A 25417-nucleotide genomic window follows, 5' to 3' on the forward strand; every position below is an offset into this window, starting at 1 on the left:
CCTGCTAGGGCGCTGCTGGCAGGAAAGCCTTACAGGCGCATATGAAAAACCTCCGGCTATGCCGGAGGATTGTTTTTATGAATGTTTGTTAAAAATGATGGGTTTAGGCTCTTTCATTGGTTATTTCTATACTTGCTCTAATTAGCTGGATATTTGAGCGTCCTCACTCCCATCTTTTAGGTAAATTTGATAGACTCTATTTTTAACTACTGCGCTGAATTAGGATAATGGGAAAGAATGTAGTTGTTCTCGGCTCCCAATGGGGAGACGAAGGGAAAGGTAAGGTCGTTGACCTACTAACCGATAAAGCCGCTTATGTAGTGCGCTTCCAAGGTGGCCATAACGCTGGTCATACGCTTGTCATTAATGGTGAAAAAACAGTCCTTCACCTCATTCCATCTGGCATATTACGTGAAAAAGTTACCTGTGTGATTGGTAATGGTGTTGTTTTGTCTCCTGAAGCATTGGTTGATGAGATGACCACCTTAGAAGAACGTGGTATTCCTGTTCGTGAACGGATGGTGCTCAGCGAAGCATGTCCATTAATTTTGCCTTACCACGTTGCACTGGATGCTGCTCGTGAAGCAGCGCTTGGCAAAAAAGCGATTGGCACGACAGGTAAAGGTATTGGCCCAGCTTATGAAGATAAAGTTGCGCGCCGCTGTCTGCGGGTTGGTGACTTGTTCGATATGGAGCAATTTGCTGCCAAATTAAAAGAAGTTCTGGATTATCATAACTTCCAACTGACTAACTATTATCACGTTGACCCGGTCAGTTATGATGATGTTCTAGCGCGCATGCAAGAACTTGCACCACTGCTGACTTCGATGGTTAAAGATGTTGGTAGCCTGTTGGATACTGCTCGACGTAATGGCGATGGCATTATGTTTGAAGGTGCGCAAGGCACATTGCTGGATATCGACCAAGGGACTTACCCATTTGTAACATCCTCTAACACCACCGCTGGTGGGGTTGCAACAGGAAGTGGTTTTGGCCCTCGTTACTTAGATTATGTTCTGGGAATTACCAAAGCATACGCGACTCGTGTCGGTGCTGGCCCATTCCCAACTGAGTTGTCTGATGATGTGGGTGAAATGCTTTGTCAGAAAGGTCAGGAATTCGGAGCTACCACTGGTCGTCGCCGCCGTACAGGTTGGTTAGATGCAGTTGCGATGCATCGAGCGATTCAAATTAACAGTATTTCTGGCTTATGCTTGACCAAGTTGGATGTTCTTGATGGTCTCAAAGAAGTGAAAATTTGTGTTGGCTATAAAATGGCTGATGGTTCACTTCGTGATATTCCACCGATGGCAGCTGATGGTTATGAACATGTTGAACCTGTTTATGAAACTCTGCCTGGTTGGGATGAATCCACATTTGGTGTTAAAAGTCGCGATGGACTGCCTGAAAATGCATTGGCTTATATTGCACGCATTGAAGATATTTTGGGTGTTCCGGTTGATATCATTTCAACGGGTCCGGATCGTGAAGAAACGATTATTCTTCGTCATCCATTTGCCTAACATCTTGCACTTGATTGGATATGAAGCGGCTCAGTGAGCCGCTTTTTTATTTTTATTAAAAACACAATTTTATCTGCAGTTTTAGCTGACATAGAAACAAATTCACTAGATATTCATACTTTTTAGTGCTTTCTATGCCGTTTTTGCCTGCTTTTTAGCGCTATTCCAACATCTTCATACTTTTTTATAAATGACTTAATTCTTTTGCCTTATCAGCTAATTATCCGCTGTTATTAACAGAAAGTTGAAAAATTACTCAATTCGATGCACTGGCAAGCTTGCAAAGGGCTGGGAGGCTCCTTAAACTTACTAACGTGGTAAAAAGTGGATCATTGTGGATCAGAAAGGATTTTAATACTCATGTTACGTGGCGCGAATTCGATCAATCTTGATAGCAAGGGCCGGCTGGCAATGCCGACTCGTTATCGTGATTGGCTTAGCGAAGAGTGCCAAGGGCAGATGGTTTGCACAGTTGATATCACGCTCAATTGTTTGTTGCTTTATCCACTTAATGAGTGGGAAGAGATTGAGCGTAAATTACGTAAATTATCGAGTATGAACCCGGCTGAGCGCCGTTTGCAGCGTTTGTTATTAGGATATGCAGATGACTGTCAGATGGATAAAAACGGCCGATTGCTGATTTCTGCACCGCTGCGCCAACATGCTGGGCTTGAGAAGCAAGTGATGTTGGTTGGCCAATTGAACAAGTTTGAAATATGGTCGGATCAGAATTGGAATGACCAAATTGAAAGCGATCTAAGCGTGTCGGATGACGACGAACTATTTAGTGACCAGCTGCGGGACTTTTCTTTATAGATGACTGAACAATTTAAACATCAAAGTGTATTGCTGAATGAATCGGTGGATGCACTTCAAATTTTTGCCGATGGAATATATATCGACGGAACGTTTGGCCGAGGAGGTCATAGCCGTCTTATTCTTTCGCAGCTTGGCAAAAATGGAAAATTACTGGTAATAGACCGAGATCCACAAGCGATTGCGGTCGCAGAACAGCTTGCGTTGGATGATGCGCGAGTAACTGTATTAAAAGGGCCTTTTTCTCATCTACAAGAGTATGTTGAACAACTCGGTTTATCGAAAAAGATCAATGGTGTTTTATTAGATTTAGGTGTTTCTTCACCGCAATTAGATGACCCATCGCGAGGATTTAGCTTTTTACGTGATGGTCCGTTAGACATGCGTATGGATCCAACCCGCGGGCAAACTGCCGCGCAATGGTTAGAAAAAGCTGAACTGGAAGATATTGTCTGGGTATTGAAGACGTTCGGTGAAGAAAAGTTTGCAAGACGGATCGCCACCGCCATTATTGAGCAACGCGCTCAACAACCTGTGCGTAGCACGCTTGAATTAGCCAACTTGATTAGCCAAGCGATGCCTGTAAAAGAAAAGCATAAGCATCCTGCTACGCGTAGTTTTCAGGCGATCCGTATCTTTATTAATAGTGAGCTTGATGAAATAAGCCAAGCTCTGGAAGGCGCTGTTGAAGTGCTCGCTCCTGATGGGCGATTATCTGTGATTAGTTTTCATTCATTAGAAGATAGGCTGGTAAAACGCTTCATTCGTAAACAGCAAAAGGGCAAAGATTATCCCCCTGGTTTGCCATTAACCGAGGCGCAGCTCAATGAAGGGCGCACTTTAAAAGCCATTGGCAAAGCGTATAAGCCATCGCTTGAGGAAGTTTCCCAAAATAGCCGTTCTCGCAGCTCTGTGTTGCGTGTTGCACAGCGAATCAATCTATGAATCAAAGTGCTCGCCAGCCAAGTTTACTCGGCATCATCTTAAGCGACCTTAAACATTTTAAGTTGTTTTGGCTGATTGTCGTTTTGTGTCTGGTCAGTGCTCTGGCAATTGTCGTGACGACTCAAAATACCCGTTTACTCATTACTCAACGCGCCAAACTTATCGATAAGCAAGACCAGTTAAATAACAACTGGCGTCACCTGTTAATTGAAGATAATGCGTTAGATGAACACAACCGTATTGAACAGCTTGCTAAACAAAAGCTGCATATGGTGCGTCCTCAACCCAAAGATGAAGTGTTGGTGACGCCATGAAACGTAAATCGAAATTAGGGAATCTCTATATACGCTGGCGTTTCATTGTCGTGATAATCTCTATCGCCTTGGTTTTCTCAGCATTGGTTGGGCGAGTGGCTTATATCCAGGTGGTGAATGCAAAACAGCTCATCAGTCAAGGGGACAAACGTTCGGTACGCGTTGAGACAACCCGTGAACAGCGAGGCATGATTACTGACCGCCATGGAAGTGAACTGGCGATTAGTGTGCCTGTGCAGGCCATCTGGGCTGATCCGCTGCGTATTCAGCAATACCATAGTTTTGATAAACGTCGTCAATGGCAAGCACTGGCCAAAGTTCTCAATACTAATGTGAAGGATTTAGAAGGCAGGCTTGATAATCCCAAGCGGCGGTTTGTGTATTTGCGCCGTCAAGTCAGCAGTTCTTTAGCTGATTATGTGTCTAAGTTGGATATTCCGGGTATTTATCTCAAGCCTGAGTCTCGCAGGTTTTATCCAACGGGTGAAATTAGTGCGCATTTGGTTGGGTTTGTGAACATTGATGACCATGGTCAAGAAGGCATTGAACGCTCTTATGACAAATGGTTGACCGGTAAACCCGGTGAACGACTGGTTCGCCAAGATCGCTTAAGACGCACCATTGAGGATCTCTCGATCATCAAGCAGCAGCAACCCGGACACTCGATTGAGCTGAGCTTAGATCAACGGATTCAGACACTGGCTTATCGTGAACTTAAGCGAGAGGTTGAAGCAACCAAGGCAACCTCAGGCAGTGTGGTGGTGATTGATATTCGCACCGGTGAAGTTTTGGCAATGGCCAACAGTCCGTCATTTAATCCTAATGATCGCAGCCAATTGCAGAGTTACCGTTATCGAAATCGAGCGGTTACCGATGCTTATGAGCCCGGCTCAACGATGAAGCCGTTTATTATGCTTACGGCTTTGGAAAAAGGTGTTGCTAACAAAAGCACCATTATTGATAACCGGCCAGGATACATTCGCATTGGACATCATATTGTTCGTGACGATGAAGTCCTAGGGCCGATGAATTTGACCACAATTTTAGAGAAATCGAGTAATATCGGCGCCGCAACATTGGCGATTCGCTCTGGAGTCGACTCGGTCATGCACACGTTTTATACCGTTGGCTTTGGCAACGTGTTAGGTACGGGGCTTGATGGTGAGTCCACCGGCATTGTGCCTCAGCGCCGACGCTGGTCTGACTTTGAGTTGGCAACGATGGCGTTTGGTTATGGTCTGACTGTCACGCCGCTGCAACTTGCTCATGCCTATTCAATTTTGGGCTCAGGTGGGATTGACCGACCGGTGTCGTTACTCAAGCTGGATAAAGCACCCAAAGGACAGCGTGTTTTTGATCGTCAGCACACTGAGATGGTGCTGAAAATGTTGCAGTCGGTGGTAAGCGATAAAGGGACTGCACCAAAAGCGCGAGTAGCTGGGTATCAAGTGGCTGGTAAAACAGGCACTAGCCGTAAAGCCAATGCCGGTGGTTATAGTGATAATTATGTCGCGCTATTTGCAGGTGTAGCACCTGTGAGTAATCCGCGACTTGCAATCGCCGTTGTGATTAACAACCCGCAAGGCGATCGCTATTACGGCGGGCAAATTGCAGCGCCAGTATTTTCAAAGGTCATGTCTGGCAGTTTACAGTATTTAAATGTTCCACCTGATGGGCAAGGCATCCGCTTGGTCGCATTAGATGATGGTTCAAAGTTACAGGATAAAAATGATGAAGGTTAAACTAGCTGCGCTTCTAGCGGGCTGGTTAGATGTCCCGCTACCTGATGCGCTTAATGTCAGCGTGGATGATTTGGTGATAGATAGTCGCCAAGTCAAACCAGGTTGTTTGTTTGTCGCGGTGGTCGGGACTTTAAGTGATGGTCGCTTATATATCGACAAAGCAATTGCCAGGGGCGCAGTTGCTATTTTAGCTCAGGCTCAAAGCCTTGAGCAAGATGGCCAAATTGAAAGTCGCAATGGTGTTCCAATCGTTTATCGGCACAGTTTAAAAGCTGATTTAGCAACGCTTGCTAAGCGTTGTTTTGGCCCATTACCAGAATATATTGTGGGTGTCACTGGCACCAATGGTAAAAGTACCACGACTCACTTACTCGCATCATTGGCCAATCAGCACAATATCCAAGCCGCTGTGATGGGCACCTTGGGTAATGGGCGTCCAGGGGAACTGCACGGGGCGCTTAACACAACCGCTGATATTTTAACGAGTTATCGAACCTTAAGTGAATTTGCTGGTGCGGGTATTCAGTTGGTGGCGATGGAGGTTTCATCTCATGGGTTGGACCAAGGGCGAGTTGCGGGAATAGCTTTTAAAGCGGCTATCTTTACCAATTTGACGCGGGATCATCTCGATTACCACGGCACGATGCAAGCTTATGGGCAAGCCAAAGAGCGGTTATTTGAGATGACGGATTCTCAGGTGCAGTTGGTTAATAGCGATGATGAATTTGGCCTTGAGTTGCTGGCTAGGCATCCTCATGCCAAAAGTTTTGGCCTAAACGCTAATGCCGATTGGCATGCTCAGATTGAAGCGATGACTCCCAAAGGCGTGAGCATTAGTGTGCATCATCACAACGAGCAAGTTGCGCTAGATGTGCCCCTGTTAGGTGAATTTAATGTGAGCAATCTGCTGGCAGCGGTGAGCTGTTTAGATGAACTTGGGTTAGTTGCGCTAAACCAGTTAACTGATTGCGATAAATTGCAAACCGTACCCGGACGAATGGAGCTGTTCAGTGGCAGTTCTCAGGTAGTTGTTGATTATGCCCATACTCCCGATGCTCTTGCTAAAGCGCTGCAGGGATTACGCAGCCATTGCCAAGGCAAACTCTATTGTATTTTTGGCTGCGGAGGCGATCGCGACCGCGGTAAACGGCCATTGATGGCACAGGCTGCCGAGCAATATGCGGACGTGGTGATTGTCACCAATGATAATCCTCGAACCGAAGTGCCTGAGCAAATTGCCCAAGATATCTGCAGCGGTTTTTCTGATTCTTTTTCTTATCGAGTGATTTTAGACAGACGAACAGCCATCAAGATGGCATTAGAACAGGCAGGGCACCAAGACATGATCTTGGTTGCAGGCAAAGGGCATGAAGATTATCAAATTATCGGCCATGACAAACTTGCTTACGATGAGCGCTCATTTGTCGCGCAAGCCGTTAAGGAGTGCTTATGTTAACAATGAATCTGTCTGATATCGCGCTGGTTTGCCAAGGACAACTGATTGGTGATGATCAGCCAATTAGCTCAATCTGTACTGACAGCCGCCATATTGCGCCAGAAGAGCTGTTTATCGCTCTGGTTGGCGATCACTTTGATGGTCATCATTACCTTCAGCAAGTGGCTCAGTGTGGCGCGGGAGCTGCGTTAGTGAGCCAGGATATCGAGCTGGATATTCCTATTGTTCGGGTGAAAGATACGCGCATTGCATTAGGACAAATCGCCGCTTGGCAGCGCCAGCAATTTACCGGACCCGTTGCGGCCATTACCGGCAGCAATGGCAAAACAACCGTAAAAGAGATGCTCAGTGCTATTTTAAATCTCAAATATAACGTGTTGTTTACCCAAGGTAATTTTAATAATGATATCGGCTTGCCACTGACTTTATTGCGCTTAAATGAAGAACATCAAGCGATGGTGTTAGAGCTTGGTGCAAATCATCCGGGGGAGATCACCTATACCGCAAATATAGCCAAAGCGGATGTCGCACTGGTCAATAACGTTGGGGATGCCCATATCGAGGGATTCGGCAGCCGTGATGGCGTGGCCAATGAAAAAAGTGAGATTTTTGCAGCGCTTGATGAACAAGGATGTGCTGTTTTCGAATCCGACAGTCCTTATCTTAATTTGTTTAAACAAAAAACAGATAAAGCTCGCAGCGTGAGCTTCGGTTTATCGCAAACCGCTGATGTTTGGGCTGAGGATGCGAAATGTTTAAGTGATGGCTGTTATCAATTCAATCTTTGCTGTGGTGTCGAGAGCGCTTTAGTCAAATTGAAAACACCAGGTTTGCACAATGTTAAAAATGGCTGTGCAGCTAGTGCTATGGCTTTGCAGATGGGCATGAGTGTAGATGAGTGCGCCAAAGCATTAAGTGAATTCTCCGGTGTGAGTGGCCGCCTGCGGCGACTGAAACTGTCTGAGCATATTACGCTTTTTGATGACACTTATAATGCCAATCCAAATTCATTTAATGCCGCTTTAGATGTGCTTTGTAGTCGCGATAGCTTTGCTATGTTAGTTGCCGGAGATATGGGCGAGTTAGGTGAGCAAAGTAAGTCAGCCCACCAAGCATTAGGCGAGCAGGCAAAAGCGCGTCACATTGAACTAATTGCAACGGGGGCTCAGATGAAATATGCCGCCCAAAGTGCCGGTGACTATGGCTTGTATTATGACGACCAGCAATCGCTGGCTAAAGCATTGTTAGCGCGCCTTCATGAGCTCGATGCGCATCATTCAAATGCGTTGGTTGTCGTGAAAGGTTCTAGGAGTAGTCAGATGGAAAAGACTGTCCAATTTATTCAACAAAATTTTAATAAGGTTCATCAATGTTAGTTTGGTTAGCGGGATTTTTAGAACAATACATCCACGCTTTTGCGTTGTTTGATTATCTGACCTTTCGGGCAGTGATGAGTCTTTTGACTGCGCTGACATTCGGGTTATGGCTAGGCCCAAAAGTCATTCATCGCCTGCAATTATTGCAGGTTGGGCAAACCGTCCGTGATGACGGCCCTAAAACCCATTTAAGTAAAGCTGGCACCCCAACTATGGGCGGCTTGATGATCCTCGCTTCGGTATTTCTTTCGACGCTGTTATGGGCGCGATTGGATAACCAGTATGTTTGGATCATGTTGTATGTGTTTGGTAGCTACGCACTGATTGGTTTTGTTGATGATTATCGAAAAGTCGTGCGTAAAAATACTGACGGATTAGTGGCGCGCTGGAAATACTTTTGGCAGTCAGTTGTGGCGCTAAGTGTTGGGATATTTATCTATGCTACTGCTGATAACCCAGCGCAAACGCAATTGGTGATTCCCTTTGTCAAAGAGATTATGCCGCAACTGGGCTGGCTGTTTATCCCACTGACTTACTTTGTGATTGTCGGTTCAAGTAATGCGGTCAATCTAACCGATGGGTTGGATGGACTGGCAATTATGCCAAGTGTTCTGGTTGCCGGTGCGTTTGCGCTGCTGGCATGGGTCACCGGCAATAGCCATTTCTCGCAATACCTGTTTATCCCTTATGTTCATCGAGCCAGTGAGTTAATGGTGGTTTGTACCGCGTTAAGTGGTGCCGGGCTTGCCTTTTTATGGTTTAACACTTATCCCGCGCAGGTCTTTATGGGCGATGTGGGCTCGCTCTCCATTGGCGCTGCTCTTGGCGCAGTTGCTGTACTGGTACGTCAGGAATTTTTATTAGTGATTATGGGCGGCGTGTTCGTTGCCGAAACTGTCTCGGTCATCTTGCAAGTTGGCTCATACAAACTGCGTAAAAAGCGGATTTTTCGCATGGCGCCGATTCATCATCACTATGAGTTAAAAGGGTGGCCAGAAACTCGTGTTATCGTCCGTTTCTGGATTATTTCATTGATTTTAGTACTGATTGGTCTTGTGACCTTAAAAGTTCGTTAGTCGAGGCAAGCGGTAAATGGGAATGCAAATGACACAACAATATGGCGTTATCGGACTGGGTCGCTCAGGGTTGGCTACAGTTCGTTATCTATTGCGTCAGGGGATTACACCTGTTGTGTTTGATACGCGTGAAAATCCGGCATTGGCAGAGCAATTGCCTGCACAAGTATCACTTTTAAAAGGCGAACTTGAGCGCTTTGAAGCTGAATTGATGGTGCTGGATACTTTGGTCGTTGCACCGGGATTGAGCGTGCGCAGCGAACTGTTTGCAAGATTACGTCTCGCAGGTAAAGCCATTATCGGCGATGTTGAGCTGTTTGCATCTTTGTGCGATGCCCCAGTGATTGGCATTACCGGCAGTAACGGTAAAACGACAGTGACGACGTTAGTTGGCAAGATGGCACAAGCGGCTGGAATTAATGTCGGTGTTGGCGGAAATATTGGAACTCCGGTATTGGAGCTGCTCGAGCATGATGCCAAGCTGTATGTGTTGGAGTTATCTAGTTTTCAGCTTGAAACAACTGACTCGCTGCAATTGGTTGGCGCAACGGTATTAAATGTGACCAGCGATCATATGAACCGTTATCGAGACTTAGCGGATTACCGGGATGCCAAACGCCGCATCTATCGCCATTGCCAAATGTGTTTGGTGAATGCTGATGACTTAGCAACGATGCCTGAGAATGCCAATGAGCAAAACATTAAGCAATTCTCATTGAATAAACCAGCGGACTATTGGGTCTGTGAAGATAATGGTCAGTACTGGCTGATGGCAGGCCAGAGCAAGCTTATTGCTTGCAGCGAATTGAAGATGAGCGGCCGGCATAACTGGGCTAACGCACTGTGTGCTATTGCCTTGGGCGATGCCGCAGGGATTGACCGCAGCGCCATGCTTGAAGTGCTTCGCACTTTTGGCGGACTAACGCATCGCTGTGAATTCATAGCGCAGTTTCAGGGCATTGACTATATCAATGATTCAAAAGCGACCAACATCGGTGCCACAATCGCCGCGCTACAGGGCTTTGAACATGATGCGGGACAAACTTGGTTGATTGCAGGTGGCGATGGTAAAGGCGCTGATTTTTCAGAGCTTGCACCTTGGCTGGCTAAAACGGCTGGTGTGGCAATCTTTGGTCAAGATGCGGATAAAATTGCGCAAGTTTATCCACTTTCGCACCGCGTAAAAGATTTACCCGAAGCGATTGATTATTTAACGGCACAAGCCAAACCAGGCGATCGAATTTTGTTATCGCCAGCGTGTGCAAGCTGGGACATGTATCCGGGCTTTGCCGCCAGAGGCGATCACTTTAGAGAGCTGGTGGAGGGATTATGCAGCTAAGGTTAATCCCGAAACTGCAGCGTCCATGGGGTTGGTTAAGACAACCTCAGGCCTTTGAAACTGGGCGATTGTATGACCGCCAATTGTTGTTGTTAGCGATTGGTTTGTTATGTCTAGGTTTGGTGATGGTAGCTTCAGCTTCTATTGCTGAGAGCATGGCTTCACACCACAGCCCATTTTTATTTGTTAAGCATCACGCGGTTTATGTCGTAATTTGTTTAATCGCCATGGCAGTCGTGGTGCAGTGCCCGGTAGAGCTCTGGAAGCAGCACAATGCCAAATTTCTCTTGGCCACAATGGCTGGGTTGTTATTGGTTTTAATCGTGGGCCACGATATTAACGGGAGTAAGCGCTGGATTGGCTTTGGACCATTAAATATCCAGCCTGCAGAGTTCGCAAAATTAGCTTTATTTGCTTATCTGGCTGGTTATTTGGTTCGCCGAAATCAGGAAATACGAGAAAACCTAAAAGGGTTTTTAAAACCGCTGGTTGTTTTGTGCGTATTAGCCGTGATGATTTTAGCCCAGCCAGATTTAGGAACCGTCGTCGTTATGTTTGTTGCGACCATCGGAATGCTGTTTATTGCCGGCGCGAAATTGATTCAATTTATTGGATTAATGTCTAGCGGCATTGTGGCGGTGGTGATTTTGATTGTTGCCGAACCATATCGAATGCGGCGTGTGACATCGTTTTTGAACCCTTGGCAAGATCCGTTTGGCAGCGGTTATCAGCTTACCCAATCCTTGATGGCATTTGGCCGAGGACAGTGGTTTGGTGAAGGATTAGGAAATTCGGTTTTAAAACTGGAATATCTACCAGAGGCACATACTGACTTCGTGATGGCTATTTTGGCTGAAGAGCTCGGTTTTGTTGGCGTCTGTATTGTTTTAGCGCTGTTTGCTTGGTTGTCATACAAAGCGATTGCGATTGGTCAGCGGGCGTTAAAAAGCAATCAACCATTTGAAGGGTATTTGGCTAGCGGAATGGGATTTTGGATTGCATTTCAAAGTGCTGTGAATATTGGTGCGGCATCGGGAATGATGCCAACTAAAGGATTAACATTGCCGCTGGTAAGTTATGGCGGCTCAAGTTTGTTGGTGATGTCGGTTGCTGTTGGATTGCTACTTCGAATTGATTACGAGTGGCGCCAAGCGAATCAACAAGCCTATCGCAAGGAGGGCGAATGAACCAGCATATGCCTCATTTAGTCGTAATGGCTGGTGGTACTGGCGGTCATGTTTTTCCAGGACTTGCTGTTGCTCGATTGATGCAATCACGCGGCTGGAAAATTACTTGGCTGGGTACGCCAACTCGGATGGAAGCTGACTTAGTTCCGCGCCATGGTTTTGATATTGAATTTTTAGATATTAAAGGCGTGCGTGGCAACGGATTAATTCGTAAACTTGCCGCGCCTTGGAAAATATTGCGGGCAGTGATGCAAGCGCGTTCAGTGTTTAAGAAGCTTAAGCCCAATGTGGTGCTGGGAATGGGCGGCTTTGCCAGTGGCCCCGGTGGCATCGCTGCAAGAATGATGGGTATTCCATTGGTGATCCATGAGCAGAATGCCGTTGCTGGAATGACCAATCGTTGGCTTAACCGGTTTTCGAGCCGTTCTTTGGCCGCGTTTCCTAAAGCATTACCGGGCGCGCAGCAAGTTGGCAACCCTGTGCGTTTAGAGATTGTGGAAGTCGGCCGAGGCGCACGGATTTTTACTAACCGAATGAATATTTTGGTGATTGGGGGCAGCTTAGGAGCCCAAGTTTTAAATGAACAGCTCCCTGGTGCTATCCAATCATGTGGAAACTTGGCCTTGCAGGTTCACCATCAGGTGGGCCGTGGCAATGGTGATTCAACCTTGCAGCGTTATCGCGCCCTCGGGGTGAATCATGTTCAAGTTGATGAATTTATAGATGATATGGCGCAAGCCTATCGCTGGGCCGACTTGGTTATCTGTCGAGCCGGAGCATTAACGGTGAGTGAATTGGCAGCCGCTGGTTTGCCCGCGATTTTTGTGCCATTGCCCCATGCGGTAGACGACCATCAAACGAAAAATGCACGTTATCTGGCAGATCACGGTGCGGCGCGAATATTGCCGCAAGCACAGCTAGATGCACTGCATCTAAGCGAATTATTACAAGAGCTGGCTAAACCATCGGTGCGTGAAATGATGTCACGCGAAGCGTTGAAATTGGCGATTAACGATGCAACACAACAAGTTGCCGATGTGTGCCAGCAAATAGGTAAGAAATGAGTAGAACAATGACAAAAGTCGAATTGGCCAAAATACGTTTAATGATCCCAGAAATGCGACGGGTTAAACGGATCCACTTTGTTGGGATTGGTGGCGCTGGGATGGGCGGTATTGCTGAAGTTTTAGCAAACGAAGGCTATCAAGTTAGCGGCTCAGACCAACAGCACAGTATGATGACGGATCGCTTAAGTGAGCTCGGTGCTGATATTGCTTTTGAACATAAAGCCGAAAATGTTAACGGCGCTAGTGTAGTGGTTGTTTCATCTGCCATTCATGAAGGTAACCCAGAAGTAGAAGCCGCGCGCAAATTGCGTATTCCTGTCGTGCGTCGAGCGGAAATGCTAGCTGAGTTGATGCGCTATCGCCATGGTGTTGCGGTTGCTGGCACTCACGGTAAAACGACAACCACGAGTTTGATTGCCTCTATCTATGCTCAGGCACAGCGCGACCCAACTTTTGTCATCGGCGGGTTATTAAATAGTGCCGGGACCAATGCCCGTTTGGGCACAAGTCGTTATTTGATTGCTGAAGCTGATGAAAGTGATGCGTCCTTTTTGCATCTGCAACCGATGATGGCTGTGGTTACAAACATTGAAGCTGACCACATGGATACCTACGCGGGTGACTTTAGCCGTTTGCAGCAGACATTTATCAAATTTTTACATAACCTGCCTTTTTATGGTGTGGCGGTTGTCTGCGCTGATGATCCCGTGGTGAGCTCATTAATTGCACAAATCGGGCGTCAAGTGATCACCTATGGTTTTTCCGAAGGCGTTGATGTTCGTATCAGCGATTTTACCCAGCTTAGAGATCGCTGCCGATTTAATGTCACTCGTCATGATTTACCACCTTTGGCTATTGAGCTGGCCATGCCTGGGCGACATAACGCGCTTAATGCCGCGGCAGCCATTGCAATCGCCAGTGAAGATGGCATCAGTGATGAGTATATCGTCGAAGCGTTAAATAATTTTCAGGGGATTGGACGGCGTTTTCAGCAATATGGTGAATTTGAAACCGGTCGTGGCAAAGCAATTTTACTCGATGACTATGGGCATCATCCAACTGAAGTAGCGGCAACGATTGCAGCGGCTCGTCAGGCTTGGCCAGAACGGCGCTTGGTGATGGCTTATCAGCCGCATCGCTATACGCGAACTCGCGACTTATATGAAGACTTTTTAGATGTGCTTAGTCAAGTTGACCAGTTATTGCTACTGGAAGTTTATAGTGCTGGCGAGGATCCGATCCCAGGCGTTGATAGTCGCGCATTATGCCGCTCTTTGCGTCAGCGTGGCTTAGAACCGATCTATGTGCGAACTCCACAGGAGCTACCCGCGCGTTTAGCCGAAGTTGTTCGCGATCAGGATCTGGTGATAACTCAAGGTGCTGGCAACATTGGCGCGTTGGCGCGCCGTTTGGGTGAACTTGAATTAAATATTGAAAAAATGAAAGAGTTATCTGATGGTTGCTAGAGAAAAGACCTATTATTGCAAGATATCGATAAATTTTGTTGCTAAGGCTTTGAATCTAGCATTTAAAGGCAATGAAGCTGGCGCTATAATGACCAGTTTTAAATGTAGGAATGATAAGTGCGCGTAGCACTACAGACAATTCCCAGATTACTGCGCTTTTCGAGTGCTGTGAGTGGGCGGATTGATAAACCGTATTTTGCCGGGGTGCTATTTTTTCTGGCGGTCGTTATTTTCTGCGTCAGTGGCGCAGTGGATATCTATCACCAGTTGAGTAACTCAAAACTGATGCCGATGACCTCAATTTTGATTTCAGGTGATCGTCATTATGTGAGTGATGCAGATTTACAAAGGGCCTTGAAACAGGTGCCTCAGGCTGGCAACTTTTTTACCTTAGATGTGAATAAGGTGCAAAAGGCTCTGGAAGCTTTGCCTTGGGTACAGCAAGTGAGTGTTCGTAAGCAGTGGCCTAACAAGCTCAGAGTTCACTTGCAGGAGCAGCAGGTCGAAGCGTTTTGGAATAATAAAGCGCTGCTCAATCCGCAAGGCGAGATATTTAATGCACCAGTGAGTGATGTTCACAAAGATCTGGTTCATTTAAATGGCCCTGATGATTTTGCCAGCGAAATACTCAGCGCTTGGCAAAATATGCAGAAATTGGTAGCTGCTAAGCAGTTATCAATTCAGTCAGTGACTTTAAACGCAAGGCGTTCATGGTCTCTGACATTGACAAATGGTATCCAGTTACGGCTTGGACAGAGTGACCGGATTAAACGGTTGCAGCGGTTTATCAGTTTATACGACCAACTGCATCCGGAAAAAATGGCTTATGCAGATTTACGTTATAACAACGGTCTGGCAGTAGGTTGGAAACAGCAACAGGATTCGACGGCGAATGACCAAGGCGACAGATAAAAATCTAATTGTGGGATTAGATATTGGCAGCTCAAAAGTAGCGGTGCTGATCGGTGAAGTACTCCCGGATAACCAATTAAATATTATTGGTGTCGGTTCTCATTCATCCAAAGGGATGGATAAAGGAGGCGTTAACGATCTTGAAGCTGTCGTGAAATCAGTGCAAAGAGCAGTGCACGAAGCTGAGCTGATGGCCGATTGCCAGATTAGTTCTGTTTATCTGGGGATTTCTGGCAAGCATATTAGCTGCATGAACGAAAAGGGCATGGTGCCTATCAACGAAGATGAAGTGACTCAAGAAGACGTTGATAATGCCATCCATACAGCAAAATCGGTGCGCTTAAAAGATGAACACCGCGTGCTGCATGTGTTGCCTCAAGAATTTGCGATTGATTATCAAGAAGGGATTAAAAATCCGATTGGATTATCCGGCGTGCGAATGGAAGCAAAAGTCCATTTAATCACCTGCCACAACGACATGGCACGTAATATCGTCAAGTGTGTTGAACGCTGTGGGCTTAAAGTTGATCAGCTTATTTTTTCAGCGTTGGCATCAAGCTATGCAGTTTTAACCGATGACGAAAAAGAGTTGGGGGTTTGCCTGGTTGATATCGGTGCCGGAACCATGGATTTAGCCGCGTATACTGGCGGCGCACTGCGACATACTACGGTTATCCCATATGCAGGTAATGCAGTCACCAGTGATATTGCCTATGCGTTTGGCACGCCACTGGGAGATGCTGAAAACGTTAAGGTTCAATATGGCTGTGCGTTAGGTCAACTAGTGAGTCGGGATGACACGATTGAAGTTCCAAGTGTCGGTGGTCGTCCTGCACGCAGTTTGCAGCGTCAAACATTAGCAGAAGTCATTGAGCCACGTTATAGCGAGTTGCTCTCAATGGTCAAAGCTGAGTTAGATGAACTGCGCGATAAATTGAAAAAACAAGGGGTGAAACATCAGTTGGGTGCCGGAGTGGTACTCACCGGTGGGGCAGCCCAGATGGAAGGAATTGTTGAGTGTGCTGAGCAAATTCTGCAGTGTCAGGTCCGGGTCGGTAAACCTGAGCGGGTCGCCGGTCTGACCGAATATGTTCAGTCATCAACATATGCAACGGCTGTTGGCTTGTTGCATTACGGAAGGGAAAACCGCTACGAGCGCTTTACCGATGATAAAGCGCCCGGTTCTGTAAGTAATCTTTTGAAACGAGTGAAGAGCTGGTTTCAAGGTGAGTTTTAATCCGTTGGTCTAAAGGCCGACGAATCATGCGGAGAGAGAATTATGTTTGAGATTATGGATAGTCATACCGACGAAGCCGTTATTAAAGTGGTTGGTGTCGGTGGCGGTGGCGGCAATGCCGTCGAGCATATGGTTCAACAGTCTATTGAAGGTGTTGAATTTATTGCAATAAATACTGATGCTCAGGCATTGCGTAATTCCACTGCAGATAAAACCCTGCAGATTGGCGGCAGTATTACCAAAGGCCTTGGCGCAGGCGCAAATCCAGAAGTTGGACGAAATGCGGCAACTGAAGACAGAGAACAAATTCAAGATTTGCTCGAAGGTGCCGATATGGTATTTATCGCAGCAGGAATGGGCGGTGGCACTGGTACCGGAGCTGCTCCCGTTGTTGCTGAAGTAGCTAAAGAGTTAGGAATTTTAACGGTTGCCGTCGTGACTCGTCCGTTTGCCTTTGAAGGCAAAAAACGTAGTGCTTATGCACAAAGCGGGATTGATGAGTTATCTCAATCGGTGGATTCATTAATTACAATTCCGAACGATAAGTTACTTAAAGTATTGGGCCGTGGTGTTTCACTGCTTGATGCTTTTAAAGCAGCGAACAATGTGCTGTTGGGATCTGTTCAGGGGATTGCTGAGCTGATTACTCGTCCAGGCTTGATTAACGTCGACTTTGCTGACGTTCGCACAGTAATGCGCGAGATGGGCACTGCGATGATGGGAACTGGTGTTGCCAAAGGTGATGACCGCGCAGAGGAAGCTGCTGAAACTGCAATTTCTAGCCCACTACTGGAAGATGTCGATTTAGCGGGTGCTCGCGGTATTCTGGTCAACATTACGGCTGGCTTTGATATGAGTATCGAAGAGTTTGAAACAGTGGGTAACGCGGTTAAAGCGTTTGCATCAGAAAATGCAACAGTGGTGGTTGGTGCAGTGATTGACCCTGACATGAGCGAAGAGTTGCGCGTGACGGTTGTTGCAACAGGGATTGGCTCTGAACGCCGTCCAGATATCACTTTGGTGAATAATCCGGTCAGTAAAGAAGTTGCCAAACCACAGCCACAACAAGTGGCATCAAACATGCAGCAATCTGCACCGCCAGCACCAGAAAGTAAAGCTGCGGTAGGTGGACATGCTCCAGCTCCTGCTGAGCAAAAAAATGATCTAGAATATTTAGATATTCCAGCATTTTTGCGCCGTCAAGCAGATTAAGACGTGAATCGAGCTGTAGAATTGTCTTTACTTATGATAGAATATCCGACTAATTTTTGACGATGGCCGGATTTGACGAGAGGTTTTTGTGCCCATGATTAAACAGCGAACACTTGCGAAACCTGTGCATGCGACTGGTATTGGTTTGCATTCAGGTAACAAAGTGACCATTGCGCTCAATCCGGCACCTGTCAATACCGGGATTGTATTCCGACGGGTTGATTTGGACCCTGTAGTGTCTATTCCGGCAAGCGCCGACTTGGTCCAGGATACAATGCTTTGTACTGGCTTGGTTGATGAACGAGGAAATCGTATCGCGACCATTGAACACTTGTTATCTGCTGTTGCTGCTTTAGGACTCGATAACTTAGTGGTCGAAGTTGATGCACCGGAAATTCCAATTATGGATGGTAGTTCTAGTCCGTTTGTCTTCTTATTGCAGTCAGCTGGCATTGAACAGCAGAATGCATTGAAAAAATTTATCCGCATTAAAGAAACTGTGCGGGTAGAGGCAGAAGAAGGAAAATGGGCAGAATTGCGGCCAAATCCTGCCGGCTTTAAAATCGATTTTGCCATCGATTTTGAACATCCAGCGATTTCTGGGCGCAATCAAAGTATCTCAATGGATTTTGACAGTGTTAAATTCGTCAAAGAGCTGAGTCGAGCCAGAACATTCTGCTTCTTGCGAGATGTTGAGTTTATGCAAGCGCATAATTTGGCACTCGGTGGGAGCTTAGAAAACGCAATTGTTTTGGATGAATATCGGATCATCAACGATGAAGGTCTTCGTTACGAAGATGAATTTGTTCGTCATAAAGTTCTGGACGCGATTGGCGACCTTTGCTTAACCGGACATTCAATTTTGGGGCATTTGTGTGCTTACAAATCAGGCCATGCATTGAACAATATGTTGGCTCGTAAATTGTTATCAACACCACAAGCTTTTGAAATTGTGACCTTTGATGATGAAGCTGCTGAAGTACCGCTCACTTACAGTCAGCCTCTGCAGGCATTCTAAGCAATCTTGTATAGCGGCGCGTTATTTTTTCTCTCCGCAAAGCGCCGCTATCCTTTCCAGTCTTTCTTTTAATTCATCAGGCAGATGTTTGGCTGAGTCGCGAATATTTTGCGCACTTTGCGGGCTAATTTGTCGTGATTTAGTGATTTTTACAGCCGCTTCTGGTTTAATGCTAGCCAAATTTGGATTGACCTTTATCTCCAGTGAGATAAGGCTTGGATGTGCTTTTCGAAGCTCGCTAAGCAGTTGACTTTTAAGTTGTCTTAAACGCGTCATCCAGGCTGCATTGGGTGCACTGATAACCGCTTTAGAGTTCTCTAAATGGGTGAGCTGACAGTTATCCAGATGATATTGGTGTAAAATATGTTGCGTGCTTTTAGTTAGCTTTTCTCGTTGTTCACTATTTTGCCTGATTTGAGCCAACGGACCGCGAGAAAACAAGTGATCAATATCAATAGGCTGGTGCACTCGTTTGGCCATGATCACTCCTTATTAAGCGGGTTAAAACGCAAATTTTTGCCAAAAATAAAAGTTGAGTCAATAATCTCGGCTCATCGTAAATGAAATGATAGGATAAACTCAATTCATTTGAGTTGAATTTTTAACATAACGCCTCCATCTATCAATATAGCCGATGGTTTAAGACGTAAGTCTCCTGAGAGCATGCCTTTAAAACCTTCATGTTTTCTCTTGATTGCACAGTGATTCAGTGTAGGCGTTTGTTTTGTACGGACAAGGATGAACTTGAGATTGCATCCGTTAATGGTATGGTAATTTGCCATGTTTAGAATCATTATGGCTCGTTTGCCCATAAAATATGACACTTGTCCGATTTGGAAGCGATTTTCACAAGCTTAGATGCTCTTAGCTTGTGTCATCATAATTTGAATGACTCTTAAAAGATAATACGCATGATAAGTAAAATTCTTACCAAAATTATTGGTAGCCGAAACCAGCGTACGGTCAAGCAGTTACGCAAGATTGTCCGACAAATCAATGAAATGGAACCTGATTTTGAAGCGCTCAGCAATGAACAACTGCAGGCGAAAACAGCAGAGTTTCGTTCTCGATTAGATGAGGGAGAAGCACTTGATGCGTTACTTCCTGAAGCTTTTGCAACTGTTCGTGAAGCTTCAAAACGAATTTTTGGAATGCGTCACTTTGACGTCCAGTTGATTGGCGGCATGGTGCTTAACGATAATAAAATCGCTGAAATGCGCACCGGTGAAGGTAAAACTCTCACAGCGACTTTACCTGCTTATCTAAATGCGTTAACTGGCAAAGGCGTTCACGTTATCACGGTGAACGATTATTTGGCCACCCGTGATGCTGACTCTAACCGGCCATTGTTTGATTTTCTGGGTATGAGTGTTTCAGTGAATGTCGCTGGAATGGCTCCTGAAGAAAAAATCGCTGCCTATAAAGCTGATATTACCTACGGGACCAACAACGAATTTGGTTTCGATTATCTACGTGACAACATGGCCTATGCACCAGAACAACGCGTGCAACGCCCACTGTACTATGCATTAATCGATGAAGTGGACTCCATCTTAATCGATGAAGCTCGTACACCACTGATTATCTCTGGGGCTGCTGAAGATAGCTCTGAACTTTATATCAAAGTTAATCAGGTTATTCCTGCGCTTCAAAAACAAGATAAAGAAGATAGTGAAGATTATACCGGAGACGGGCATTTTACCGTTGATGAGAAAGCTAAACAGGTTTATCTGACCGAACGAGGTCAAGAATTTGTTGAGCAGCTATTGCATGAGAAAGGTATACTCGCCGAAGAACAATCGCTTTATTCGGCCTCTAGTATTTCGCTTCTGCACCACGTAAATGCCGCACTGCGTGCTCACACGTTGTTTGAGCGGGACGTGGATTATATCATCAATGAAAAACAAGAAGTGGTTATCGTTGATGAGCACACCGGGCGTACAATGGAAGGGCGTCGTTGGTCTGAAGGCCTACACCAAGCTGTTGAAGCCAAAGAAGGTGTGCCAATTCAAAGTGAAAACCAAACATTAGCTTCCATTACCTTCCAGAACTATTTCCGTCTTTACGACAAACTCGCCGGTATGACTGGTACGGCTGATACTGAAGCCTTTGAGTTCCAGCAGATTTATGGTCTAGATACGGTTGTTATTCCAACCAACAAACCGATGGTCCGTAAGGACATGGGCGATTTGGTCTTTTTAACCGCAGAAGAAAAATACGAAGCGATTATCGAAGATATTAAAGGGTGTATGGAACGAGGTCAGCCAGTACTGGTTGGTACGGCATCCATTGAAAACTCAGAATATCTCTCGAATCTTCTGAAAAAGAACAAGATTAAACATGAAGTGCTAAACGCTAAACACCATGAACGAGAAGCGGATATTATCGCTGAAGCGGGTGTTCCTGGCGCTGTGACTATTGCCACCAACATGGCAGGTCGTGGGACCGATATCATCTTAGGTGGGAATTGGAAGTCAAAAGCTGAAGCTTTAGACGAGCCTAGCGAGGAACAAAGCGAGCAAATTAAAGCTCAGTGGCAAAAAGTGCATGAACAGGTTATTGCCGCGGGTGGTTTGCATATTATCGGTACAGAGCGCCATGAATCTCGTCGTATTGATAACCAGTTGCGTGGTCGTGCTGGTCGACAAGGCGACCCAGGTTCAAGCCGCTTCTATTTGTCGATGGAAGACCCCTTAATGCGTATATTTGCCTCTGACAAAGTCAGCGGCATGATGAAAAAACTGGGGATGAAACACGGCGAAGCCATCGAGCATCCTTGGGTTTCTCGCGCCATTGAAAATGCTCAGCGTAAAGTTGAAGGGCGTAACTTTGATATTCGTAAATCTTTGCTCGAATTTGATGATGTTGCCAATGACCAGCGTAAAGTGGTTTATGAACAACGTAACGAGCTCATGGATGCGGATGATATTTCTGAAACCATTCATGTGATTCGCGAAGATGTCTTTAATCAAGCTATCGATAACTTTATTCAACCGCAATCGCTTGAAGAGATGTGGGATATTAAAGGGCTTGAAGAGCACCTGAAAAATGATTTCGGTTTAGAGTTGCCGATTCAGCACTGGCTGGATGAAGACGATAAACTTTATGAAGAAACATTGCGCGATCGCATTATCGAAGAAGCCACAAAAGCCTATCAGACGAAAGTTGAACTGGTGGGTGAAGAGGTCATGCGGCAGTTTGAAAAATCAGTGATGTTGCAAACTCTTGACCAATTATGGAAAGAACATCTGGCGGCGATGGATTATCTGCGCCAAGGGATCCACTTACGTGGCTATGCCCAACGCGATCCAAAACAAGAGTACAAACGCGAGTCATTTGAACTGTTTACTCAGATGCTGGATTCACTTAAATACGATGTGATTAGTGTGCTCAGCCGGGTTGAAGTGCAAGCGCCTGAAGAAGTCGAAGAGATGGAGCGTTTGCGCCGTGAACAGGCTCAGCAACTGAGCGAAAATGCCAAACATCAAGGTTCGGGTGATTACGATAGCACTGGCGGCGATGATGACGAAGGCACGCGTAAAGTGCAGCAGTATATTCGCGAAGGCAAAAAAATTGGGCGCAATGACCCTTGCCCTTGTGGTAGTGGTAAAAAATATAAACACTGCCATGGGCGGTTAAATTAAATGTTGCAAAAGCCCGGTTTATCCCGGGCTTTTTTATCGACGATACAGGAGCAATGAAGTGAGCAAAGAAGTCAATGTGGTGGTCGGTGTAATTATCCGAAATGACGAAATCCTTATCGCCAAACGCAGTGCTAAACAGCATCAGGGAGGCTTGTGGGAGTTTCCTGGTGGAAAGGTAGAGTCTGGTGAAGGTGAGGTTGAGGCTTTAGCCAGAGAGCTTAATGAGGAGCTTGGAATTGAAATTAATCCAGAAGCTTGTCAAAAGCGCCAGCAGATCCACCATCAGTATCCTGATAAAGCGGTTAACTTAAATATCTACTGGGTTAATGATTTTTCAGGCACAGAACAAGGTAAAGAAGGGCAACCGCTAAAATGGGTGGCAAAAGAACAATTAGCTGATTACCCGTTTCCTGAGGCTAACCAGCCAATTCTAGATGAGTTACTGTCGAAAAATTAAAAATTCCAACTATCAGGCTTATCTTCATCCTCGGCTATCGATTGTCCGGGGATGGCCTTTTCTTCGTTAGCCCATTCTCCCAAGTCGATTAATTTGCAACGCTCGCTACAAAAAGGTCGCCATGGATTATCTTGTGAATACTCACATTGTTTATGGCAAATAGGACAATTCACCAAAGTTACTTTACTCATTGAAAACTCCTGCAACAGGTTAGCGTAAAGTTTAAGTCATCGGTGATGGCTCCTTCAAGCGACATAAACTTAATCGCGAAACGATTTTTATGACCGCTGATAGTCGGAAAGCCTCTGAGTTCACCATTGATGGCGATTCGAAGCATAACGCAACCTTCGCGCTGTCCCTGATAAAAACCGCCTTGAGCAGTAACCTGTTCTTCGACACTTTGTTCTCTGAGCATACTGAGTAAAAAGCCCATGACTTCAGCGATGATGGCAAATGGATGAACCCACTTTTCAATATCACTAATGCGTTGCTCAAGGCTTTGATGTTGCCAAAAATACAGTTGGGGGAGATCGAAACTGCATGTCCCACCTGGTAGCGTTAAGCGCTGCCGGATGAGGCTCAACAATCGGTCCTCTTTTATAAAATTAGCCAGTTTGGGATGCTGGTTGATGGTGCGAAAATAATCTTCGGTTTTTGAGACTAACTCATCGACCTTACCGATATCGATTTGTGGTGCATTGGCCCATTGACGAAATAGCTGGCGCTGTTTATCCAGATCTTTAAGCAAGTCGCTGCGCCATTCACAGCGATCTAACACATCATTTAAATCAAACAGTGTGCGGAAAAAATTTTGAACACTACTGTCGCCTTCACTTAAGGTCGTTTTGATCTGCTCAAGCTGATTAAATAGTGTTTCCACCCGCAGATAAGTGCGAATTTTTTCATTCAGTGGATGTTCAAAAACTAATTCACTAGTCACAATTAAAAACTCTAACCTTTGATGACTTATAGATATTAAGTGTAGTGTATCGATTGCATTATGCGCTGTCATTGCCTATTGATACACATCAACTATGAATCTTTATACAAAGATTCTAAATCTATTTAATCAAAGAAATGTGAATTGACAGGGTTTTAGCGACTTAACGGTGGCTTTGGCCCAAATTTAGGTGTTGATTAAGCGAGTTTTGCTTGGGCCAATTGCAGATATTGCCGATGCAAACTAATGGTTTTTTGCTTAAGCTCATCAATTGAACCATCGTTACAGATAACATCGTCTGCTATGTTTAATCGCTCTTGTCTTGCGCTTTGCGTTGCGACAATCTGTTTTGCTTGCGAGAGGGAAACTTCATCGCGCTGACAAATCCGTTTTAACTGCTCTTGCGGGTCGATATCGACCACTAAGACGCGATCAGCAAGTTTCTCTAATCCGCTTTCAATGAGCAATGGCACAATCAGTAACGTATAAGGCGTTGTTGACAAGCTCAGTTGCGCCTTAATCTGTGCTTTGATGCGCGGATGCAGACAGTTTTCTAACCAGCGACGTTCATCTGGATGATTAAATATATGCTCTCTGAGTTTTCGCCGGTTTAACTGGCCTTCATCGGTAAGTATTTGTTCTCCAAAATGGTTGGAAATGACACTTAGAGCTTCTTGCCCCGGTTCTACAATCTGCCGGGCAATCACATCTGCATCAATACAATCAATCCCTTGTTGTGCAATCCAATTGGCGACGGTTGTTTTGCCACTGGCGATGCCGCCGGTCAATGCCACGATCACGTTATACTCCCTACAGAATAACCCAATATAGATGATTAATTTGTTCGCCAAATATAAGATAAACCAAAGCGCCCATTGCTAAAAACGGGCCAAATGGCAATTGTAACTGTCGCTTCTGGCGATGTTTTATCAGCACGGCGATGCCAATCAAAGCGCCAGTTGCAGAGCTTAGCAATAAAATAACTGGTAAAGAACTCCATCCTAGCCAAGCTCCGATAGCCCCAAGAAGCTTGAAATCACCATATCCCATTCCCTCTTTAGCGGTCAGTAATTTAAAAACCCAGTACAATGCCCAGAGAAATCCATAGCCCAAAGCGGCTCCCCACAAGGCTTGATGAGTTGATACGAATATCTGATGAGTATTAACCAATAAGCCAAGCCATAACAATGGCAAAGTGAGCTGGTCAGGTAGCAGGAGAGTTTTTAAGTCGATGCATGCAGCGGCTATGAGCGTTAAGGCAAATACGCATGCCCAGAGCCATTGTAATGACAGTGAAAATTGCCAAAAGAGCAATGCTACAATCGCTGCACAGAGTATTTCCACCAGAGGATAACGCCAACTGATAGGCCCATGACAGTAATGGCAGCGGCCGCGCAGCAGGATAAAACTCAGAACCGGAATGTTCCACCAAAAAGCAATGTCATGATGGCAATGTGGGCACTGAGAACGAGGATAAGCTAGATTAAAGCGTCCCTGTGGAAGCTCTGAGTCATCTTTAAGCTCAGATAAAAATGTGTCACATTCATCTTTCCACTGACGTTTGAGCATTAATGGCAGCCGATAAATAAGCACGTTCATGAACGAACCGATTACTAAAGCAACAGCAATGCATAATATCCAGAAAAAGACCGGGAGTTGTTGCCAGATTGTGTGCAAATAGGCCATGTTT

22 protein-coding genes and 2 pseudogenes are annotated in these 25417 nt (G+C 45.7%); 19 read left to right on the forward strand and 5 right to left on the reverse strand.

The annotated features are described in order from the left end of the window. The first annotated feature begins 227 nt into the window (after positions 1-227). The 16 genes from ABTQ23_RS12350 (at position 228) to lpxC (ending at position 18686) form a co-directional block, all read left to right on the forward strand. A complete protein-coding gene (locus tag ABTQ23_RS12350; protein ID WP_408616047.1) occupies positions 228-1523 on the forward strand; it encodes an adenylosuccinate synthase in 1296 nt (431 codons plus the stop codon). 360 nt (positions 1524-1883) lie between these two features. Further along, positions 1884-2339, forward strand: a complete 456-nt coding sequence (mraZ, locus tag ABTQ23_RS12355) for a division/cell wall cluster transcriptional repressor MraZ (protein ID WP_408616048.1) — start codon at positions 1884-1886, stop codon at positions 2337-2339. Beyond that, positions 2340-3284 (forward strand): 16S rRNA (cytosine(1402)-N(4))-methyltransferase RsmH, encoded by a 945-nt coding sequence (rsmH, locus tag ABTQ23_RS12360; RefSeq protein ID WP_408616049.1) that lies wholly within the window; start codon positions 2340-2342, stop codon positions 3282-3284. Then, the gene (ftsL, locus tag ABTQ23_RS12365; protein WP_408616050.1) at positions 3281-3598 is read left to right on the forward strand and encodes a cell division protein FtsL; all 318 of its coding nucleotides are present in this window, start codon (positions 3281-3283) and stop codon (positions 3596-3598) included. Before rsmH ends, ftsL begins: the two co-directional genes overlap by 4 nt. After that, a complete protein-coding gene (locus ABTQ23_RS12370; RefSeq protein ID WP_408616051.1) occupies positions 3595-5340 on the forward strand; it encodes a peptidoglycan D,D-transpeptidase FtsI family protein in 1746 nt (581 codons plus the stop codon). The genes ftsL and ABTQ23_RS12370 overlap by 4 nt, the downstream gene beginning before the upstream one ends. Then, positions 5327-6796, forward strand: coding sequence for a UDP-N-acetylmuramoyl-L-alanyl-D-glutamate--2,6-diaminopimelate ligase (locus tag ABTQ23_RS12375; protein WP_408616052.1), 1470 nt, complete (start codon positions 5327-5329; stop codon positions 6794-6796). The genes ABTQ23_RS12370 and ABTQ23_RS12375 overlap by 14 nt, the downstream gene beginning before the upstream one ends. Then, positions 6790-8172 carry a UDP-N-acetylmuramoyl-tripeptide--D-alanyl-D-alanine ligase gene (locus ABTQ23_RS12380; protein ID WP_408616053.1) on the forward strand — a complete coding sequence of 461 codons (1383 nt, stop codon included), beginning with the start codon at positions 6790-6792 and terminating at the stop codon, positions 8170-8172. Before ABTQ23_RS12375 ends, ABTQ23_RS12380 begins: the two co-directional genes overlap by 7 nt. Further along, entirely contained in the window at positions 8166-9248 is a 1083-nt protein-coding gene (gene mraY, locus ABTQ23_RS12385) for a phospho-N-acetylmuramoyl-pentapeptide-transferase (protein WP_408616054.1), read from the forward strand. Before ABTQ23_RS12380 ends, mraY begins: the two co-directional genes overlap by 7 nt. A 28-nt stretch (positions 9249-9276) precedes the next feature. Continuing rightward, a complete protein-coding gene (gene murD, locus ABTQ23_RS12390; protein WP_408616055.1) occupies positions 9277-10587 on the forward strand; it encodes a UDP-N-acetylmuramoyl-L-alanine--D-glutamate ligase in 1311 nt (436 codons plus the stop codon). Continuing rightward, positions 10578-11774, forward strand: coding sequence for a cell division protein FtsW (ftsW, locus tag ABTQ23_RS12395; RefSeq protein ID WP_408616056.1), 1197 nt, complete (start codon positions 10578-10580; stop codon positions 11772-11774). The genes murD and ftsW overlap by 10 nt, the downstream gene beginning before the upstream one ends. Then, positions 11771-12838: an undecaprenyldiphospho-muramoylpentapeptide beta-N-acetylglucosaminyltransferase gene (gene murG, locus ABTQ23_RS12400; RefSeq protein WP_408616057.1), complete on the forward strand. Its 1068-nt coding sequence runs from the start codon at positions 11771-11773 to the stop codon at positions 12836-12838. The genes ftsW and murG overlap by 4 nt, the downstream gene beginning before the upstream one ends. A gap of 8 nt (positions 12839-12846) precedes the next feature. After that, the gene (gene murC / locus ABTQ23_RS12405) at positions 12847-14307 is read left to right on the forward strand and encodes a UDP-N-acetylmuramate--L-alanine ligase (protein WP_408616058.1); all 1461 of its coding nucleotides are present in this window, start codon (positions 12847-12849) and stop codon (positions 14305-14307) included. A gap of 117 nt (positions 14308-14424) precedes the next feature. Continuing rightward, on the forward strand, positions 14425-15219 hold the full coding sequence (locus ABTQ23_RS12410; RefSeq protein ID WP_408616059.1) for a cell division protein FtsQ/DivIB: 795 nt from the start codon (positions 14425-14427) through the stop codon (positions 15217-15219). After that, positions 15200-16456 carry a cell division protein FtsA gene (gene ftsA / locus ABTQ23_RS12415; protein WP_408616060.1) on the forward strand — a complete coding sequence of 419 codons (1257 nt, stop codon included), beginning with the start codon at positions 15200-15202 and terminating at the stop codon, positions 16454-16456. The genes ABTQ23_RS12410 and ftsA overlap by 20 nt, the downstream gene beginning before the upstream one ends. Before the next feature lie 42 nt (positions 16457-16498). Further along, positions 16499-17668, forward strand: a complete 1170-nt coding sequence (gene ftsZ / locus ABTQ23_RS12420; protein ID WP_408616061.1) for a cell division protein FtsZ — start codon at positions 16499-16501, stop codon at positions 17666-17668. A gap of 94 nt (positions 17669-17762) precedes the next feature. After that, positions 17763-18686, forward strand: a complete 924-nt coding sequence (lpxC, locus tag ABTQ23_RS12425; RefSeq protein ID WP_408616062.1) for a UDP-3-O-acyl-N-acetylglucosamine deacetylase — start codon at positions 17763-17765, stop codon at positions 18684-18686. 21 nt (positions 18687-18707) lie between these two features. On the opposite strand, the gene ABTQ23_RS12430 is transcribed toward lpxC, so the two are convergent. Beyond that, positions 18708-19166: a DciA family protein gene (locus ABTQ23_RS12430; protein ID WP_408616063.1), complete on the reverse strand. Its 459-nt coding sequence runs from the start codon at positions 19164-19166 to the stop codon at positions 18708-18710. Positions 19167-19597: 431 nt separating this feature from the next. On the opposite strand from ABTQ23_RS12430, the pseudogene secA reads away from it, so the two are divergent. The 3 genes and pseudogenes from secA to mutT all read left to right on the forward strand — a co-directional run. Further along, positions 19598-22096, forward strand: a pseudogene (gene secA, locus ABTQ23_RS12435) (preprotein translocase subunit SecA); the annotation flags it as partial. Positions 22097-22249: 153 nt separating this feature from the next. Beyond that, positions 22250-22330, forward strand: a pseudogene (locus tag ABTQ23_RS12440) (SEC-C metal-binding domain-containing protein); the annotation flags it as partial. 58 nt (positions 22331-22388) lie between these two features. Next, the gene (gene mutT, locus ABTQ23_RS12445; RefSeq protein ID WP_408616064.1) at positions 22389-22787 is read left to right on the forward strand and encodes an 8-oxo-dGTP diphosphatase MutT; all 399 of its coding nucleotides are present in this window, start codon (positions 22389-22391) and stop codon (positions 22785-22787) included. On the opposite strand, the gene yacG is transcribed toward mutT, so the two are convergent. From yacG to ABTQ23_RS12465, 4 genes are all read right to left on the reverse strand, one after another. Then, a complete protein-coding gene (yacG, locus tag ABTQ23_RS12450; protein WP_408616065.1) occupies positions 22784-22978 on the reverse strand; it encodes a DNA gyrase inhibitor YacG in 195 nt (64 codons plus the stop codon). The two genes, mutT and yacG, sit on opposite strands and share 4 nt — an antisense overlap. Continuing rightward, complete coding sequence (locus tag ABTQ23_RS12455) at positions 22975-23727, reverse strand: cell division protein ZapD (protein ID WP_408616066.1); 753 nt, start codon at positions 23725-23727, stop codon at positions 22975-22977. Before ABTQ23_RS12455 ends, yacG begins: the two co-directional genes overlap by 4 nt. Positions 23728-23924: 197 nt before the next feature. Next, complete coding sequence (gene coaE, locus ABTQ23_RS12460) at positions 23925-24527, reverse strand: dephospho-CoA kinase (RefSeq protein ID WP_408616067.1); 603 nt, start codon at positions 24525-24527, stop codon at positions 23925-23927. A gap of 10 nt (positions 24528-24537) precedes the next feature. Beyond that, positions 24538-25413 carry a prepilin peptidase gene (locus ABTQ23_RS12465; protein ID WP_408616068.1) on the reverse strand — a complete coding sequence of 292 codons (876 nt, stop codon included), beginning with the start codon at positions 25411-25413 and terminating at the stop codon, positions 24538-24540. Positions 25414-25417 lie beyond the last annotated feature (4 nt).

It is taken from the genome of Celerinatantimonas sediminis (assembly GCF_046054195.1).
GTDB lineage: Bacteria > Pseudomonadota > Gammaproteobacteria > Enterobacterales > Celerinatantimonadaceae > Celerinatantimonas.

Bases quoted from the DNA above. Each gene is read 5' to 3' on its own strand.
- lpxC (WP_408616062.1), top strand. From the start codon at position 17,763: ATGATTAAACAGCGAACACTTGCGAAACCTGTGCATGCGACTGGTATT.
- ABTQ23_RS12350 (WP_408616047.1), top strand. From the start codon at position 228: ATGGGAAAGAATGTAGTTGTTCTCGGCTCCCAATGGGGAGACGAAGGG.
- ftsZ (WP_408616061.1), top strand. From the start codon at position 16,499: ATGTTTGAGATTATGGATAGTCATACCGACGAAGCCGTTATTAAAGTG.
- ABTQ23_RS12465 (WP_408616068.1), bottom strand. From the start codon at position 25,413: ATGGCCTATTTGCACACAATCTGGCAACAACTCCCGGTCTTTTTCTGG.
- murD (WP_408616055.1), top strand. From the start codon at position 9,277: ATGACACAACAATATGGCGTTATCGGACTGGGTCGCTCAGGGTTGGCT.
- yacG (WP_408616065.1), bottom strand. From the start codon at position 22,978: ATGAGTAAAGTAACTTTGGTGAATTGTCCTATTTGCCATAAACAATGT.
- ABTQ23_RS12380 (WP_408616053.1), top strand. From the start codon at position 6,790: ATGTTAACAATGAATCTGTCTGATATCGCGCTGGTTTGCCAAGGACAA.
- ftsA (WP_408616060.1), top strand. From the start codon at position 15,200: ATGACCAAGGCGACAGATAAAAATCTAATTGTGGGATTAGATATTGGC.
- mraZ (WP_408616048.1), top strand. From the start codon at position 1,884: ATGTTACGTGGCGCGAATTCGATCAATCTTGATAGCAAGGGCCGGCTG.
- murG (WP_408616057.1), top strand. From the start codon at position 11,771: ATGAACCAGCATATGCCTCATTTAGTCGTAATGGCTGGTGGTACTGGC.
- ABTQ23_RS12375 (WP_408616052.1), top strand. From the start codon at position 5,327: ATGATGAAGGTTAAACTAGCTGCGCTTCTAGCGGGCTGGTTAGATGTC.
- ftsW (WP_408616056.1), top strand. From the start codon at position 10,578: ATGCAGCTAAGGTTAATCCCGAAACTGCAGCGTCCATGGGGTTGGTTA.
- murC (WP_408616058.1), top strand. From the start codon at position 12,847: ATGACAAAAGTCGAATTGGCCAAAATACGTTTAATGATCCCAGAAATG.
- ABTQ23_RS12370 (WP_408616051.1), top strand. From the start codon at position 3,595: ATGAAACGTAAATCGAAATTAGGGAATCTCTATATACGCTGGCGTTTC.
- ABTQ23_RS12430 (WP_408616063.1), bottom strand. From the start codon at position 19,166: ATGGCCAAACGAGTGCACCAGCCTATTGATATTGATCACTTGTTTTCT.
- mraY (WP_408616054.1), top strand. From the start codon at position 8,166: ATGTTAGTTTGGTTAGCGGGATTTTTAGAACAATACATCCACGCTTTT.
- ftsL (WP_408616050.1), top strand. From the start codon at position 3,281: ATGAATCAAAGTGCTCGCCAGCCAAGTTTACTCGGCATCATCTTAAGC.
- rsmH (WP_408616049.1), top strand. From the start codon at position 2,340: ATGACTGAACAATTTAAACATCAAAGTGTATTGCTGAATGAATCGGTG.